The organism is Nocardia sp. NPDC051911, from assembly GCF_040681035.1.
Classification (GTDB): domain Bacteria; phylum Actinomycetota; class Actinomycetes; order Mycobacteriales; family Mycobacteriaceae; genus Nocardia; species Nocardia sichangensis.
Map to the genome: position 1 here is coordinate 120,399 of NZ_JBFAXY010000008.1, position 16,601 is coordinate 136,999.

The 16,601-nt window shown below is 69.4% G+C and carries 15 protein-coding genes and 1 pseudogene; 9 read left to right on the plus strand and 7 right to left on the minus strand.

Features of this window, described 5'->3' with window-relative positions:
* Positions 1-82: 82 nt before the first annotated feature.
* On the plus strand, positions 83-1,435 hold the full coding sequence (locus AB0L97_RS12420; RefSeq protein ID WP_364428240.1) for a cytochrome P450: 1,353 nt from the start codon (positions 83-85) through the stop codon (positions 1,433-1,435).
* 81 nt (positions 1,436-1,516) lie between these two features.
* On the opposite strand, the gene AB0L97_RS12425 is transcribed toward AB0L97_RS12420, so the two are convergent.
* The 3 genes from AB0L97_RS12425 to AB0L97_RS12435 form a co-directional block, all read right to left on the minus strand.
* Positions 1,517-2,035, minus strand: a complete 519-nt coding sequence (locus AB0L97_RS12425; RefSeq protein ID WP_356962095.1) for a hypothetical protein — start codon at positions 2,033-2,035, stop codon at positions 1,517-1,519.
* 167 nt (positions 2,036-2,202) lie between these two features.
* Positions 2,203-5,778 carry a cobaltochelatase subunit CobN gene (cobN, locus tag AB0L97_RS12430; protein ID WP_364428244.1) on the minus strand — a complete coding sequence of 1,192 codons (3,576 nt, stop codon included), beginning with the start codon at positions 5,776-5,778 and terminating at the stop codon, positions 2,203-2,205.
* Positions 5,779-5,953: 175 nt separating this feature from the next.
* Positions 5,954-6,124 carry a hypothetical protein gene (locus tag AB0L97_RS12435; RefSeq protein WP_364428247.1) on the minus strand — a complete coding sequence of 57 codons (171 nt, stop codon included), beginning with the start codon at positions 6,122-6,124 and terminating at the stop codon, positions 5,954-5,956.
* A 129-nt stretch (positions 6,125-6,253) separates the two neighbouring features.
* Here AB0L97_RS12435 and AB0L97_RS12440 point away from each other — a divergent pair.
* Positions 6,254-6,472: pseudogene (locus tag AB0L97_RS12440) on the plus strand (MFS transporter); the annotation flags it as partial.
* A gap of 272 nt (positions 6,473-6,744) precedes the next feature.
* Here the strand turns inward: AB0L97_RS12440 and AB0L97_RS12445 are convergent.
* From AB0L97_RS12445 to AB0L97_RS12455, 3 genes are all read right to left on the minus strand, one after another.
* Positions 6,745-7,185, minus strand: a complete 441-nt coding sequence (locus tag AB0L97_RS12445) for a nuclear transport factor 2 family protein (protein ID WP_364428250.1) — start codon at positions 7,183-7,185, stop codon at positions 6,745-6,747.
* Between the two features lie 27 nt (positions 7,186-7,212).
* On the minus strand, positions 7,213-7,995 hold the full coding sequence (locus AB0L97_RS12450; protein ID WP_355077601.1) for an SAM-dependent methyltransferase: 783 nt from the start codon (positions 7,993-7,995) through the stop codon (positions 7,213-7,215).
* Between the two features lie 154 nt (positions 7,996-8,149).
* Entirely contained in the window at positions 8,150-9,214 is a 1,065-nt protein-coding gene (locus AB0L97_RS12455) for a hypothetical protein (protein WP_364428254.1), read from the minus strand.
* A 495-nt stretch (positions 9,215-9,709) separates the two neighbouring features.
* Here AB0L97_RS12455 and AB0L97_RS12460 point away from each other — a divergent pair, with 495 nt between their 5' ends.
* Together AB0L97_RS12460 and cobG are read left to right on the plus strand one after the other, a co-directional pair.
* Positions 9,710-10,594, plus strand: coding sequence for an alpha/beta hydrolase (locus tag AB0L97_RS12460; RefSeq protein ID WP_355077598.1), 885 nt, complete (start codon positions 9,710-9,712; stop codon positions 10,592-10,594).
* Between the two features lie 44 nt (positions 10,595-10,638).
* Positions 10,639-11,844 (plus strand): precorrin-3B synthase, encoded by a 1,206-nt coding sequence (gene cobG, locus AB0L97_RS12465; RefSeq protein WP_364428258.1) that lies wholly within the window; start codon positions 10,639-10,641, stop codon positions 11,842-11,844.
* Positions 11,845-11,861: 17 nt separating this feature from the next.
* On the opposite strand, the gene ddaH is transcribed toward cobG, so the two are convergent.
* Positions 11,862-12,746 carry a dimethylargininase gene (gene ddaH / locus AB0L97_RS12470; protein WP_355077594.1) on the minus strand — a complete coding sequence of 295 codons (885 nt, stop codon included), beginning with the start codon at positions 12,744-12,746 and terminating at the stop codon, positions 11,862-11,864.
* 98 nt (positions 12,747-12,844) lie between these two features.
* On the opposite strand from ddaH, the gene AB0L97_RS12475 reads away from it, so the two are divergent.
* From AB0L97_RS12475 to AB0L97_RS12495, 5 genes are all read left to right on the plus strand, one after another.
* A complete protein-coding gene (locus AB0L97_RS12475; RefSeq protein ID WP_043726335.1) occupies positions 12,845-13,282 on the plus strand; it encodes an Lrp/AsnC family transcriptional regulator in 438 nt (145 codons plus the stop codon).
* Between the two features lie 100 nt (positions 13,283-13,382).
* Positions 13,383-14,018 (plus strand): precorrin-8X methylmutase, encoded by a 636-nt coding sequence (locus tag AB0L97_RS12480; protein ID WP_364428263.1) that lies wholly within the window; start codon positions 13,383-13,385, stop codon positions 14,016-14,018.
* Complete coding sequence (cobJ, locus tag AB0L97_RS12485; RefSeq protein ID WP_364428266.1) at positions 14,015-15,568, plus strand: precorrin-3B C(17)-methyltransferase; 1,554 nt, start codon at positions 14,015-14,017, stop codon at positions 15,566-15,568. The genes AB0L97_RS12480 and cobJ overlap by 4 nt, the downstream gene beginning before the upstream one ends.
* Before the next feature lie 35 nt (positions 15,569-15,603).
* On the plus strand, positions 15,604-15,999 hold the full coding sequence (locus tag AB0L97_RS12490) for a hypothetical protein (RefSeq protein WP_364428269.1): 396 nt from the start codon (positions 15,604-15,606) through the stop codon (positions 15,997-15,999).
* A 57-nt stretch (positions 16,000-16,056) separates the two neighbouring features.
* Positions 16,057-16,587, plus strand: a complete 531-nt coding sequence (locus AB0L97_RS12495) for a PadR family transcriptional regulator (protein WP_355077587.1) — start codon at positions 16,057-16,059, stop codon at positions 16,585-16,587.
* The last annotated feature ends 14 nt before the right edge of the window (positions 16,588-16,601 follow it).

A 16,601-nucleotide genomic window follows, 5' to 3' on the forward strand; every position in this document is an offset into this window, starting at 1 on the left:
GACGCGGTTTCGACCCCGTGTCGCCGGGTATGTGACCGGTCGTCGGCACCGTGTCGACCAGAGCGCACCGGGAGGAGGCCGTATGGCAGAAACCCGCGAACACCGATTGGTGGGAGTGCCCGCGGTGGCGGCGTTGGCGGATCTCGGATTCGCCTCGGTCGCCTCGGGTGTCATCGCCCGGCGCAGGCCGGTGCTGGGCCTGCTGGAACGCACCGGAGCCGATTCCAGGGCGATCGAGCGCGTGCGGCAGTTGCGGCGCGAGTTCGGCGCGGGCCCGGTCGAGCTCGTGGTGCCGGGTCGCCGGATCGTGGTCGTTCTCGATCCGCATGACGTGGGACGGGTGCTGGCCGACGCGCCGACGCCGTTCAGTCCGGCGAATCGGGAGAAGCGCGCCGCGTTGCGCCAGTTCCAGCCGCACGGCGTCCTGCTCTCGGAGGGACCGATCCGTGACCAGCGCCGCGCCGTGAACGAGGCCGCGCTGGACTCGGCCGAGCCGCTGCATCGCCTGGCCGGTCCGTTCGCCGAGGCGATCGCGGAGGAGGCGCGCGAGTTGATCCTGTCCGCCCTGCACCGCGGCCACCTGGACGCGCGGCAGTTCACCACGCGCTGGTGGCGGCTGGTGCGGCGGATCGTGCTCGGCGAGCGAGGACGCGACGACACCGTGCTCACCGACGAACTCTCCCGGCTGCGCTCGGCGGGCAACTGGTCGTTCCTCGCGCCTGCGCATCGCAGGCAGCGCGACCAGTTCACCAACCGGCTGTACCGCCACGTGGAGTCCGCTTCGCCGGACAGTCTCGCCGGAGCGTTGGCCGCGGTGCCCGCGGGCGGCGCCACCGATCCGGTCGGGCAGATACCGCACTGGTTGTTCGCCTTCGACGCGGCGGGCATCGCGCTGAGCCGGGCACTGGCGGTGCTGAGCACTCACCCCGAGCACCAGGCCCGCGCACTCGCCGACGCCGTCGATCCGGAACGCGTCGACCTGCGCGGTTATCTGCGCGCCTGCGTCCTCGAGTCGGTGCGGCTGTGGCCGACCACACCCATGCTGCTGCGCGACATCACCGCCGATACCGAGTGGCGCGACGGCGACGAGCGCTTCACCATCGCCGCGGGCGCCGCGCTGATGATCGCGGTCCCTGCGTTCCACCGGGATGCCGAACTGCTGCCCTTCGCCGACCAGTTCGTCCCGGAGATCTGGCTGGACGGCCGCGCGGAGCAGTATCCCCAACTCGTGCCGTTCAGCGCGGGCCCCGCCGACTGCCCCGGCCGTAACCTGGTGCTGTTCGTCACCAGCACGCTGCTCGCGCACTTGCTGACGTCGGCCGACTTCCGGCTGCGGTCCACGCCGCGCCCCAGCCCGGACGCTCCACTGCCGGTGACCTTGAACAATTTCGGGCTCGACTTCACCGTCGAGCCGTGCATGACCCAAGCGGGCTAGACGCTCGGCACGGAGGCACGATCGGCCGCGCCACCGGACGGAGACCGGGAGCGGCCGATCGCACCACTCACGCAGACGCGACTACCGGACCGCGCCCGCGACACCGCCGATGAGGCCGCCGAGCACGCAGCCGGGGAACACGCCGATGATGAGGAAGATCAGACCGACCACGGCGCCGATGGCGCAGCCGATCAGCACGCCGCCCAGGGCACTCCCGGCATCACCGACGAACTGCGGCGCACCCGGCTCCGGAATGGCGGCGCCGACCGGAGTCAGGGTCAAAGTCGTTGCGTCCGCGTTGATTTCCGGAGCAACCGCGACCTGCTGCCCCATCGCGGATCGCAGAGTGGTCGGCACCGTCGCCACCACCTCGCCGTCCGGCGCGAGCACGGTGATCACGTCCGGTGTGACGGCGAACGTGCCGGAGGCGAGCGTCAGCGTCGCGCTCGACCGGTCCGGCGCGACGACGACGGAGGAGGCCACGACGTCGTCGCCGAGCGCGGGATCGTAGATTTCGGCCTGCCCGTAGGCGGTAGCCGCCGTGACGCCGGTGGCGGCAATGGTCAGCAGCGTGGTCGCTACCAATTTCCTGAACTTCATGAGCTTTCCCATCCTCAGCAGAATCGATCTGTCGTTACCTGGGTACAGCCATGGAACATCAGCGATTATAGACGTTACACATCACTGCTTCGGACAGTTGGTATTCCCAAGATGCCCTGCACGACAGCGCATTTCGTGACGAATCCGGAAAATGGGATGGGCGGACCCTACTCCAGCTCCCCTTCGGTCTCCAGGTAGACCTGCCGCAGTCGATCGAGCGTGTCCTGTTCGGGACGTTCCCACAGTTTCCGCTCGGCCGCCTCCAGCAACCGTTCGGTGATCCCGTGCAGCGCCCAGGGATTGGACTGCTCCATGAACTTTCGGTTCGCCTCGTCGAAAACGTAGCTCTCCGTCAGCTTTTCGTACATCCAGTCGGCCACCACGTTGGTCGTGGCGTCGTAGCCGAACAAATAGTCGACGGTCGCGGCCATTTCGAACGCGCCCTTGTAGCCGTGCCTGCGCATGGCTTCGAGCCAACGAGGGTTCACCACCCGGGCCCGGAACACCCGTGCCGTCTCCTCCGACAACGTCCGGGTGCGCACCGCGTCCGGGCGTGTGCTGTCGCCGATGTAGGCCTCCGGGTTCTTGCCGGTCAGCGCACGCACCGTGGCCACCATGCCGCCGTGGAACTGGAAGTAGTCGTCGGAGTCGGCGATGTCGTGCTCGCGGGTGTCGGTGTTCTTGGCCGCCACGGCGATCCGGCGATACGCGCCGCGCATGTCCTCCGCGGCGGGCGCGCCGTCGAGATCGCGCCCATAGGCGTAGCCGCCCCAGGTGGTGTAGACCTCGGCGAGGTCGTCGTCGGTGCGCCAGCTCTTCGCATCGATCAGCTGCAACAGGCCCGCCCCGTAGGTGCCGGGCTTGGAACCGAAAATGCGGGTGGTGGCGCGCCGCTGGTCGCCGTGCTCGGCGAGATCGGCTTGGGCGTGCGCGCGGACGTAGTTGTCCTCGTGGGGCTCGTCCAGATCGGCGACCAGGCGAATCGCGTCGTCCAGCAGGGCGAGCACGTGCGGGAAGGCGTCGCGGAAGAAGCCGCTGATGCGCACCGTGACATCGATGCGTGGGCGGCCGAGTTCCGCGAGCGAGACCACCTCGAGCGTGCGGACGCGGCGGCTGGCCTCGTCCCAGACCGGCCGCACGCCCAGCAGCGCGAGCACTTCGGCGATGTCGTCGCCGGAGGTGCGCATCGCGGAGGTACCCCAGATCGACAGACCCACCGACCGCGGGAATTCACCGTGGTCGGCGTGGTAGCGCTCCAGCAGGGATTCCGCCATGGCCTGCCCGGTCTCCCAGGCCAGCCGGGACGGCACGGCCTTGGGATCGACCGAGTAGAAATTGCGCCCGGTCGGCAGGACGTTGATCAGGCCGCGCAACGGCGACCCGCTCGGGCCTGCCGGGATGAACCCCCCGTCGAGCGCGTGCAGGACGCGGTCGATCTCCACGCCGGTCTGCCGCAGGCGCGGCACCACCTCCGTGGCCGCGAACCGCAGCACCAGGCGCACCTGCGGGTCATCGGCGATACCGTCGACCGCCTCCGGCGACCAGTCCGCCGCCTGCAACGCCGCGACCAACGCGCGGGCGCGAGCCTCCACGGCATCCACGCGCTCACGCGCCTCGCCTCCCGACTCGTCGAGGCCGAGGGCTTCGCGCAGGCCGGGCACGGTGCGCTCGCCACCCCACAGCTGACGCGCGCGGAGCATCGCCAGCACCAGGTCGAGTTCACTCTCCCCGGCCGGAGCCGAGCCGAGAACGTGCAGGCCGTCGCGGATCTGCACGTCCTTGATCTCACACAGCCAGCCGTCGACGTGCAGCAGCATGTCGTCGAAGGATTCTTCGTCCGGACGCTCGGTGAGGCCGAGGTCGTGGTCCATTTTCGCGGCGCGCATCAGCGTCCAGATCTGCTGACGGATCGCGGGCAGCTTGGCCGGGTCCAGGGCCGAGATGTTGGCGTGCTCGTCGAGCAGCTGCTCCAGTCGCGAGATGTCGCCGTAGGTTTCGGCGCGAGCCATCGGCGGGATCAGATGGTCCACCAGGGTGGCGTGCGCGCGTCGTTTGGCCTGGGTGCCCTCGCCGGGATCGTTCACCAGGAACGGATAGATCAGCGGCAGATCACCGAGAGCGGCATCGGTGCCGCAGGAGGCCGACATACCCAGCGTCTTGCCGGGCAGCCACTCCAGGTTCCCGTGCTTGCCCAGATGCACCATCGCGTCGGCGCCGAAACCCTCGGGCGCGCTGAGCCACCGGTAGGCCGCCAGATAGTGGTGGCTGGGTGGCAGATCAGGGTCGTGGTAGATGGCGACGGGGTTCTCGCCGAAACCGCGCGGCGGCTGCACCATGAGTACGACATTGCCGAAACGCAGTGCGGCGATGACGATCTCACCGGCCGGGTCGGCGGATCGGTCGACGTAGAGTTCGCCCGGCGGCGGGCCCCACGCTTCGACGACGGCCTCGCGCAGGTCGCCGGGCAGGGTGTCGAACCAGGCGGTATAGGTCGCCGCGCCGATGCGGATCGGGTTCCCCTCCAGCTGTTCGGCGGTCAGCCAGTCGGGATCCTGGCCTCCGGCGGCGATCAGGGCGTGGATGAGCGCATCCCCGTCCTGTTCGTCCAGGCCGGGAATCTCACCGGGTGCGCCCAGATCGTAACCGGCGGAGCGCATTTCGGTGAGCAGGCGGATCGCGCTGGCCGGGGTGTCCAGACCGACGGCATTGCCGATGCGGGCGTGCTTGGTCGGGTAGGCCGACAGCATGACGGCGATGCGCTTGCGTTCGGCGGGGATGTGACGCAGCCGCGCGTAGCGCGTCGCGATGCCCGCGACACGGGCAGCGCGCTCGGCGTCGGGGACGTAGGTGGACAGGCCGTCGGCGTCGAATTCCTTGAACGAGAACGGGACCGTGATGATCCGCCCGTCGAATTCCGGCACCGCCACCTGGGTGGCGACGTCCAGCGGTGACAGCCCGTCGTCGTTGGCCTCCCACTGGGCGCGGCCCGTGGTCAGGCACAGTCCTTGCAGGATGGGCACATCCAGGTCGGCGAGCGCGCCGACATCCCACACCTCGTCCTCGCCGCCCGCGGACGCGATGGCGGGCTTGGTGCCGCCCGCGGCCAGGACCGTCACCACCAGCGCGTCGGCGCGGGACAACATTTCGAGCAACGCGGGTTCGGCGGTGCGCAGCGACGCGCAGTACAGCGGCAGCGCCCGCGCGCCCGCCTGTTCGATCGCGGTACAGAGGGCGTCGACGTAGGCGGTGTTGCCCGCCAGATGCTGGGCGCGGTAGTAGATCACCGCCACGGTCGGCCCATCGGGATGCTCAGCGGCGACCCGGTCCAATTCGCCCCAACTGGGCAACTGGATCGGCGGCTCGAAGCCGTGGCCGGTCAGCAGCACGGTGTCGGACAGGAAATTGTGCAGCTGGCGCAGATTCTCCGGGCCACCGGCGGCCAGGTAGTTGTGCGCGTCGGCCGCGACGCCGCCCGGGACGGTGGAGCATTCCATCAATTCGGCGTCCGGGGCGATCTCGCCGCCGAGGGCGACGAGCGGGATCCCGCTGGCGCGCAGCGCCTCCAGCCCGTCTTCCCAGGCCCGCTTGCCGCCGAGAATGCGCACGATCACCAGATCGGCGCCGTCGAGCAGGGCCGGCAGGTCGTCGACCAGCAGGCGAGCCGGATTTCCCCACCGATAGTCGGCTCCGCTGGCGCGGGCACTGAGCAGATCGGTGTCGGATGTGGACAACAGCACAATCACGGGTGGCAGCCTTCCTCGGGTGACGCGCCCATCGGGGGTTCGCTGCTCGCCGGGGAGGGTCTGGCTTTCCACAGTGGCGCGACCGCACCGGACTTTCACCGGTTTCCTCGTCGTCCGCCGAGCACGCCGATGCTACCTGCCGTCCGGATCGTCCTCGTCCACGCGCCCCGCTCGATCAGCCGCGACGGTCGCGGTCGCTCGCCCTGGCTGCCAAGAAGTCGTCCACGAGTCGTGCGCAGTCGGCGGTGCCGATCGGTTCGAGCCCGACCAGCCTGGCGAAGACGATCGGGCCGACGAGCTGGGTCAGCGCGAACGTCACGTCCGGATCGCCGAGTTGGGCGCGCACGTCCGGATCGCCGAAGAGCTGGTCGAACGGCTTGCGGTACTGCTCGATGAGCCGCCTGCGCAGCCCGCCGCCTGCCTGCTGAGCAATTCGATCAGCCGTTGCCGCAGCGGACCGGCGGGCGGCGCCTCGATCACCGGTCTGTTCGTCTTCGCGGCTGCCTCGGCGGCCCCGGCGCTGCTGCACACGCCCGGCTGGTTGATCGCGGGCCGGACGGCGGCCGGGGTGGGCGCCGCTCTCGTCATGCCCTCGACGCTGTCCCTGATCACCGCCGGATTTCCCGAGTCGCGCCGGGGCGATGCCGTCGGGCTGTGGGCGGGTGTCGCCGGTGCGGGCGCGGTGCTGCAGGTCACCGAGCGGATCGGCCCGCAAGCCGCGCCCCTGGCCGACTTCGCCGAATCGGCCTTCGTGCACGGCGCCCAGCAGTCAGCGCTGGCGCTGGGCATTGTCACCTTCGTCGCCGCGGCCCTGATCGGGGTGTGGGCGCCGGGGCGCTCACGCGCGACGGCGAAACCGGCGCCGACTCGACCGGAGACGCAACCGACGACGACACCGTGACGACCGCGCGCCGGTCACACCCGCACGACCGATCACACGACGGCCGTGCAGGATTCGCGCCGGGCCTAGACCAGGTCGGCGTTCCCGTCGATCACCTTGAGGTGGTAGTGGAACCGGTTGACCCGCCACCCCTGCGATGTGCGCTCGACGCCGAGGGAGTAGTTGCCGACGAAGGTACGGGTCTTGCCCTCGGTCGCGGCATTCTTGACGTGCACCGCGATGGCGTCCGCGTGCACGCGCGCCGCGTCGCCGTCCAGATCGATGAGATGGTTGCCCGACTGGTGGTGCACCCCGTCGAGGTCGGCGAGCCCGGTGCGCCAATCCGCGATGATGTCGGCGGTGGCACGCTCCCCGACCGGCCCGCCGAAACCGCCGTCGAAATCGACGGTCGGCGTGAACACCTCCGCCGACAAGTCTTCCCAGCGCTTCTGGTCGGTGTACACGAACATCTTGGTGATCACATCGACGATGGCGAGCCGGTCGGCGAGAGTGGAAATTTCGGACATACGCCGACCTTAGTCGGCGGGCCCGCCCTATGCCTTGCGGACCACCCCGCCGAGCAGCACCAGCCCGGTTTCCGGCAGGTCGTCGCCGAGCCACTGTTGCAGGGGAACCACACCGGGCTCGAGTATCTCGAACCCCTCGAAGAACGACTCGACCACGGCCGCAGACCGATAGACCACCTGGGCCGAGGATTTGGCGGTATCCGACGACGACTGGTCGATGAAGTCCGAATTGCTGTCGTCGGAGCCGTGCGTGAACGCCAGATAGCTTCCCGGAGCCATGATTTCCCGCAGCCGAGCGACGATCTCGGCCGGGCCTTCGTCGTCCATCACGAAATGCAGGACCCCGACGAGCGTGATCGCGACCGGCTCGTCGAAGTCGATCGAACCACCGCTGCGCAGCCGGTCGATGATGTCGTCCGGACGGCGAACGTCACCCAGCATCGCCGTCACCCCGTCCGCTTGCGCCAGCAGGGCATTGCAGTGCGCGTAGACGACCGGGTCGAAATCGACGTACACCACCCGCGCCGAAGGGTCGGTCTTGTGGGCGACCTCGTGCACGTTCGGCGACGTCGGGATACCCGCGCCCAGATCGATGAACTGCCGGATCCCCGCCTCGGCGGCCGACTGGACCGCACGCACCAGGAACTGGCGACTGAACCAGGCCAAGGTTCGGGTATCCGGGGCGATGGACAGCATGCGGTGCGCGACCGCCCGGTCCACCTCGTAATTGTCTTTGCCGCCCAGGAGATAGTCGTATACCCGCGCGGAATTCGGCAGGTTCGGATCGACGCCGCGCGGTGCTCGCTCCATGCCGGACACCGTACCTCCCGATCGCCCCGATCATGATCCTAACAAAACAGTCGCGGGCCGTCGCCTCGGTTCTCGGCCCTGAAAAGGCACTCGCGTATCGAATGACATTGCAGGGAACATTGTTTCAGGCGCTGTCGAGCACGCGCGCACGGACTCACTCGCCGACCGCCGCTAGCAACTCCGTTCGCGCCATCAGCTCATCCGCCACCGGGCGGGGACGGCGACCCAGACCACACGCGCAAGCGAGGCCGTCGATCGGACGGCCCAGCGCGTTCTCGATGATCCGCAATGTCTCCGTCTGCTGTGCCTCGGTAGGAACGTCGTGCACGAACCCCGCGTAGAAATTCGTACCGGCATCGAGGGCCAATTTCGCCAAAGGCGCATAGAATTCCGCTTTCTCCGATGGAGGTACGTCGCCCGCCGCGAGCGGACCGTGCACGTATTCCAGGACGCGCCCCCGCGGCCAATGACCGACGACGGAATTGGCCAGATCGACCAGCGGCCGGGCATCGCGCAACCGGCCTCGTGCCTTGTTGCGCAAACTGCCGAGGCACAGGTGCACCCCGAAACGGGTACCTTCGGGGGCGGCCGCGGCCAGGGCCGCGATCCCCTCCCCCAGCCCCAGCACCCGATCGGTCAGCCGGTGCAACGGCTGTGACTTCGCCATGAGCACCAGTTCCGCGGTGGCTTCCAGCTGCACGACGACGTCGTCACCGGCGAGCTCGCGAATGGCCGTGATGTCCCGCACGGTGGCGTCGAGGAAGGCGCGTCGATGCCGCCGCACGCCGGCGGCTCCCATCGCGATGAACGTCAGCGTGAAATCGGTCGGCATGCCGATCTGGAGTGCGAGACCGGGCAGGTCGTGCTCGGCGCGCAGTGCGCGAAAGATCGGCAGCGCCTCCTCGGCCTCGCCGAGATAGCCGAGATCCATGGCTTCGCTGGGCAATTCGGCGCCTCGCGCCACGCGGTGGATCGTCCGCTGCCTGCTCGAGCCCCACGTCCCCTGCTTCTTCACCGCCAGGACCCCTTGGTCGACCAGGTCTTCGATGATCGGCTGGATGTAGAACTCGTAGCGCCGGGTCTCCCCCGTCGGCAGGGTACGCAGTCGCGTCCCCGCACTGTCCAGCATGGCCCGCATCGCGACGTCCGTGCTTTCGGCCGGAAAACTTCCGACGAAGTGCACCGTCCGCGTACCCGCCCCTTGTCCCGTCGCACCCACGTTTCCGCGCTCCTTGTCCATCGCGTCGTCTCGGACATCCGCTGTCCCGAAGCGATATCGGGCGCGGCCGAGTACACGCGTGCGGCATCAACTATGCGATAGCCACGGAACATTGTGCGCGGTATCGCCGTTCGCCGGGCAACCAGCGGCACGATCCGCCGGGACTGGCGGCATACGGCCATGGGCAGCACTCGCGATCGACGGCGTTCACGAATATCCGGAGCCCGTTGGCGTCCGAGGCAGCACGTGGGTCGCACACCGAAATCGCCTGCTGGAAAATGTTTTACGGACGCCACGCGTGACCGGATCCGGCGTCCGCGGGTATTGCGCGCGGCGAAGTTCACGCATAGCCTGCGTCGCGTGCGAACCTCGCTACGGTCGATCGCCGTGTCCGCGGCGGCCATACTTCTCTGCCTGACACCGAGCACTGCCCACGCCGAAGACACCGCGCCGGGTCGTTGCACAGCGGTCTCCATCCCCGTTCCGCTCGGAGAGATGGCCGGATCCTTGTGCACCCCCACGGCGCGCGCCACCGACACCGTCATGGTGCTGATCGCGGGTTCCAACTACAACGCCACGTACTGGGATTTCCCCTACGCTCCGGAGACCTACAGCTTCCGGCGGGCGATGAACGCCGCGGGCATCGCGACGCTGGTGGTCGACCGGCTCGGCAACGGTGCGAGCACCCGCCCACCGAGCACGCAGGTGACGGCGACGGTCTCCGCCCGCGCCCTGCACGACATCGTCCGGTCCCTGCGCGCCGGACTTGCGGGCGCGCCCCCGTTCGGCAAGGTCATCACCGGAGGTCATTCCCTCAGTTCGGGCATCGATGTCCTGGAGGCGACCACCTACCAGGACGTCGACGGCGTCTTGCTCACCGGTTACTCCCACGCGCTCAACGTGTCCGAGGTGCTCGGCGTCATCTCCACCTACCACCAGGCCGCCGAGGATCCGCAATTCGCTGGGCGCGGTTACGACGCGGGCTATCTGGCGACGCGGCCCGGTACCCGCGCGGCCGATTTCTTCGCTCCCGAGACTGCCGACCCCGAAGTTCTCGCGGTGGACGAGGCCACCAAGGAGGTCTTCTCGCCGACCGAGTATCCCGACGGCCTGACCTCCACCCTTCCCCCGATGAGCAACTTCATCGATGTCCCGGTTCTCGTCGTCAACGGCAGTCGGGACCGGCTCTCGTGCGGCCCCGCGTACGCCGTCTGCGCGGATGCCGAGACATTGCGCGCCACCGAAGCGCCGTTCTTCGGCCCGGCGGCACGACTGCGCACCTTCGTGCTGCCCGGCAGCGGGCATTCGGTCAATCTGGCGCGCAACACCGCCGAATACCGGGCCGCCGTCGTCGACTGGGTGCGTTCGATCGGGCAGTGACCGGCCGTTCCGCCCGGCAGCCGCGTCCGTAGGCTGGAGTCGCTATGACACGACGTGCTCCTGATTCCTGCCCGGGCGTACTGCGGCTGCACGAGGCGGCCGACGGGCCGTTGGCCCGGATCCGCGTGCCCGGCGGTCGCCTGGAGCCCGCACAGCTAGGGGCACTGGCGGAGGCCGCGCACGACCTGGCGGACGGCAACATCGAACTCACCTCGCGCGGCAACGTCCAATTGCGCCGGGTGAGCGATGCCGCAGCGTTGACCGACCGGCTCGTGGCCGCGGGTCTCCTGCCGAGCACCACGCACGAACGGGTGCGCAACATCATCGCCTCGCCGCTGTCCGGCCGGATCGGCGGCCTGGCGGACGTGCGCCCGCTGGTTCGCGCGCTGGACACCGGCTTGCTCGCGGCGCCGCGGCTGGCCGACCTGCCCGGCCGGGTGCTGTTCACCCTCGACGACGGACGCGGCGATGTCAGCGGCCTCGGCCCCGACATCGGCGTGCACGCGGTCGGGGCAGACGAGTTCGCGCTGCTGCTGGCGGGCGGCGACAGCGGCCTGCGGCTGTCCGCAGCCGACGCTGTGGACGTCGTACTCGCCGCCGCGCAAGCATTCCTGGATCTGCGCGGCGCGGACCCCGGCCGGTGGCGGCTGCACGAGATCGAACACGGCGCCGAACGCGTCATCGATCGCCTCGGCTCGGCACCGAGCGCCGATGAACTCGAATTCCCCGCCACACCGGACATTCCGATCGGCTGGCTGGAGCAGGACGACGGGTCGGTCGCCCTCGGCATGGGCGTTCGCCTCGGCTCCCTGCCCGCCCGCACCGCCGAATTCCTCGCCGCGGTCGAACGACCGGTCTTCCTCACGCCGTGGCGCAGCCTGGTGGTCACCGACCTGCCGGAGTGGACCGCCGAGCAGGTGGTGCGCGTGCTCGCGCCGATGGGCTTGATCTTCGACGCCGACTCGCCCTGGCTGCTGGTCAGCGCCTGCGCCGGGCAGCCGGGCTGCGCGAAGTCGCACACCGACGTCCGAGCCGACGCGGCGGACGCCGTCGGCGCAGGCCGGGTGCTGCCGGGGCCCGCCGATCCGCTCGACCTCCCGCGGACGATGTCCGCCGCGGATGTCGCGGTGGCCGGCCGCCAGCACTGGTCCGGCTGCGATCGTCGCTGCGGCCGTCCCCAGGGGGAGGTCACCGACATCGTCGCCACGAGCGAGGGTTATCGCGTCGACCGGCCGCCCCGCGTTCCCTGAGATTCCGGCAGGACAGGTCACCCGCCATGGATCTCGAGGGTGCAGCATTTGACGGAGCCACCAGCTTTGAGCAGCTCGGACATCTCGATCCCCACCGGATGGTAGCCACGGGCACGCAAGGCTTCACTCAGGTCGGTGGCCGCGCTGCTGAGGAAGACGTTCGCCCCGTCGCAGACCCCGTTCAGCCCGAGCACCGCCGCGTCCGCGTCGGTGGCCACGATCGCGTCGGGGTAGAGCTCCGCCAGCACCGCGCGCGCCGCCGGGCTGAAGGCGGGCGGGTAGTAGGCGATGGTCGCGGCGTCCAGCGGAAGCAGCACCGTGTCCAAGTGGTAGAAGCGCGGATCGACCAGTTCCAGCGACACCACGGGCAGACCGAAGTGGCGCGACACCTCCTCGTGCGCGGCAGGTGAGCTGCGGAATCCCGTTCCGGCCAGGAGCCGGTCGCCGACCAGGAGGAAGTCGCCTTCGCCTTCGTTGCATTCCGCGGCGGCCACCAGGTTCGCCACGCCGGACCGGGCGAACCAGGCGTGGTAGGCCGGGCCTTCCGCGGCACGCTCGGGGTGCGTGAAGCGAGCCGACATGGCGCGGTCGCCGACGATCAACCCGCCGTTGGCGGCGAACACCATGTCGGGCAGGCCCGCGACACCGGGCACCACCTCCACGGTGTGCCCGTGTTCGGCGTAGGTGGCGCGCAATCTCTCCCACTGCGTGATGGCCAGCGAGCGGTCGACGGGCTCGGCGGGATTCATCCAGGGATTGATGGAGTAGGTGACGTCGAAGTGGTCGGGACGGCACATCACGAACCGGCGCGGCGACGAACGGCGGGCGGTGGACTCGAGGGGGAGGGTGGCTACAGACGTCAACGGAACTCCCGGCAGTGAGCGTGGACTTTCAGCTGTCATGACGGTAAGTCGCCTAGCATTGCGCTAGAAATGACGATTCATTGCGTATGGAAGGCAAAAATCAGCGAATTGTTGTGCAAGGCGAGAGAAGGTGTGACGTGGACGACCTCGATCGGCGGATTCTCGAGCAATTGCTGAAGAATGCGCGGGCTTCGTTCCAGGAGATCGGCGGCGTGGTCGGATTGTCCGCGCCCGCGGTGAAACGGCGAGTCGACCGGCTGGTGGCGGGCAAGCAGATCACCGGGTTCACCGCGCTGGTCAATCCCGCCGCGCTGGGCTGGAAGACGGAGGCGTACGTCGAGGTGTACTACCGCGACAACATCTCCCCGGCCGAACTCAAACGCAGTCTCGAACCGATCCCGCAGGTGGTCGGCGTGTGGACGATCGCGGGCGAGGCCGACGCGCTGGTGCACGTGATGGCCACCGACATGGCCGAGATCGAGGTGACCGTGGAACGGATCAGGGAGAACGCGCGCGTGGGGCGTACCCGCAGCGCCATCGTCATGTCCCGGATTCTCGAGCGTCCGCGGACCTGATCCGGCGGCCCCGCCCCTCGGTGTCCGGCCGCCGGGCCCGGGATGCGAAGCGCCCGACCCGGACCGATCTGTCCGGACCCGCACCCATATGGTGGACCGCATGTCCGACGTACGTGCCAGCTATCTGACCGACGGGGCCGAGATCTACCGTCGCTCGTTCGCGACGATCCGCGCCGAGGCCGACCTGAGCGGATTCCCGCCGGACGTGGCGCAGGTGGCAGTGCGGATGATCCATGGCTGCGGTCAGGTGGATCTCGCCGCGGACATCGCCTTCTCCCCCGGCGTCGTCGCCTCGGCGCGGGCAGCGCTGCGCGCGGGCGCGCCGATTCTCTGCGATGCCACCATGGTTGCCTCCGGCGTGACCAGGAAACGACTGCCCGCCGACAACGAGGTGCTGTGCACCCTCGCCGACCCGCGCGTGCCGGAGTTGGCCGCCGCCAGGGGCACGACCCGCTCCGCCGCCGCGCTCGAACTGTGGCGCGACCGTCTCGACGGCGCCGTCGTCGCGATCGGCAACGCGCCCACGGCGCTGTTCCACCTGCTCGACCTGCTCGACGCGGGAGCGCCCCGGCCCGCCGCCGTGCTCGGCATTCCGGTCGGCTTCGTCGGCGCGACCGAATCGAAGGACGCGCTGATCGAGTTCGGCGGCGTCGAATACCTCACCGTGCGCGGCAGGCGCGGCGGCAGCGCCATCACCGCGTCCGCGCTGAACGCGATCGCGAGCGAACAGGAATGAGCACTCCGGGCAAGCTGTGGGGCGTCGGACTCGGTCCGGGCGATCCGGAACTGGTGACGGTCAAGGCGGCCAACGTGATCGGCGCGGCCGACGTGATCGCGTTCCACAGCGCGCGCCACGGCCGCAGCATCTCCCGCCGTATCGCGGCGCCGTACCTGCGCCCCGGCCAACTGGAAGAGCATCTCGTCTACCCGGTGACCACCGAGACGACCGACCATCCCGGCGGTTATCAGGGTGCGATCGACGAGTTCTACGAACAGGCCGCCGAGCGGCTGGCCGAGCACCTCGCCGCGGGCCGTTCGGTCGCGCTGCTCGCCGCGGGCGACCCGCTGTTCTACAGCTCCTATATGCACATGCACCGGCGCCTGGCCGACCGGTTCGAAGCCGAGATCATCCCCGGCATCACGTCCGTGAGCGCGGCGTCGGCGGCGCTGGGCACACCGCTGGTCGAGGGCGAGCAGGTGCTCACCGTGCTGCCGGGCACCATGCCGGTCGACGAGCTCACCCGGCGGCTGCGCAGCACCGACGCCGCCGCGATCATGAAACTGGGACGCACGTATCCCGGTGTGCGCCAGGCTCTTACGGATTCCGGCCGACTCGCGGGCGCGTACTACGTCGAGCGCGCGAGCACCACCGAACAGCGCGTGCTGCACGCGGGCGCGGTGGACGACGCCGAGGTGCCCTACTTCGCCATCACCCTCGTGCCGGGTCCCGAGCCGACCACGCCGCTGCCCCGCCTCGAAGAGGAGACCGTTCAGCGTGACCGCGATGCCGAGGGGGTCGGTGAGGTCGTGGTGGTGGGCCTGGGTCCCGGCGCGCACGAGTGGACCACCGACGAGGTGCGCGCGGCATTGGCAGAGGCGACCGACCTGGTCGGCTACACCACCTATTTGAACCGGGTGCCCGAACGCCCGGGCCAGCGTCGTCATCCCAGCGACAACCGGGTCGAGTCCGAGCGCGCGGCCATGGCCTTGGACCTGGCCAAGCGGGGCGCGCGGGTCGCGGTCGTCTCCTCGGGGGATCCCGGCGTCTTCGCGATGGCGGCGGCGGTGCTGGAGGAATCCGCCGACCCGCAGTGGCGCGCGGTGCCGGTGCGGGTGCTGCCCGGGCTCACCGCGGCCAACGCGGTGGCCAGCCGGGTGGGCGCGCCGCTCGGGCACGACTACGCGATGATCTCGCTCTCCGATCGGCTCAAGCCGTGGGAGGTAGTGGCGCAGCGCCTTTCGGCGGTCGCTGCGGCCGACATGGCGATCGCGATCTACAATCCGGCATCCTCGCAACGCACCTGGCAGGTGGGCGCGATGCGGGATCTGCTGCTGGAGCATCGCAAGCCCGACACGCCCGTCGTCATCGGGCGCGACGTCGGCGGGCCCACCGAGTCGGTCCGGGTGGTGCCGCTGGGCGACCTCGACCCCGCGGAGGTGGACATGCGGACGCTGCTGATCGTCGGCGCGTCCACCACCACGGCGCTGGAAACCGGTACGGGCACCCGGGTCTTCACCTCCCGCCGCTACGGCCGCACGCGCGACGCGGCCGCCGGCGACGCGTAGTATCGCCTGACGCACCGAAGCAGATCGGAGGGACCTTGGCCGCGACACTGTCGGAGCTGACGCTGCGCGCCCGAGCCTTGGAGGCCAGGGCCACCGCGAGCGAACAGGCACTCGACGAACAGGGCGAGGTCCTCAACGAACTCGCGGTGCTGACCAGGAAGACGCTCGACGGCATCGGCCGGATCGACCTGCGCGCGGAAACCCTCGGCGAAGCCGTCGGCGAGCTGCGCCAGGACGTCGGAGACCTGCGCGAGAATGTGGGCGAACTCAACCGCAGGGTGACCGTGCTCGAACAAGGACAGGTCCGTCTGGAACAGGGCCAAACCGCGCTCGCTCGCGGCCAGGCGCAGCTCGAACAAGGACAGGCACGGCTGGAGCAGGGAATGGCGCAGGTGCTCGCCCGGCTCGACAAGCTGACCGGCGACGCCTGACCCACCACGTTCCGGTAACATTCCATTATGGAATGTTGAGAGCGAAGGGAGCAGTCGTTGACCAACACCGCGACCAAGCGCAAACCACTGAACTCGACGGCGGCGTCGTTGCTCGGATTTCTGCACGAAGGCGCGATGTCGGGATGGGATCTGGTGACCGAGGCCCAGGAGCGCATCGGCGACTTCTGGACCATCACCCAGAGCCAGGTCTACCGGGAACTCGCCACCATGGACGCGGCGGGACTCGTCGAGAAGGGCGAGACCGGCGCCAGGGAGCGCACCCCCTACCACATCACCGACGCGGGCCGGGAAGCGTTCCTGGAATGGGTCGTCCGCGATCCCGGCGGGGAAACCATCCGGGTGCCGTTGCTGCTCACGCTCTCCTTCGGCGAGCATCTCGATCGCGATCGGCTCGACGGCATCATCGCCGCCAACCGGGAGATCCATCAGGCTCGGCTCACCCGGTATCTCGCCGAAGACCCGGAGGGTAAGACCGCATTCGCCCGCGCCACGTTGGATTTCGGGATTCGCTACGAGCGCACGGTGCTGGACTGGTTCGATCATCTGCCGGAAATTCTCGGCGGCTGATCTCTCCGGCTCGT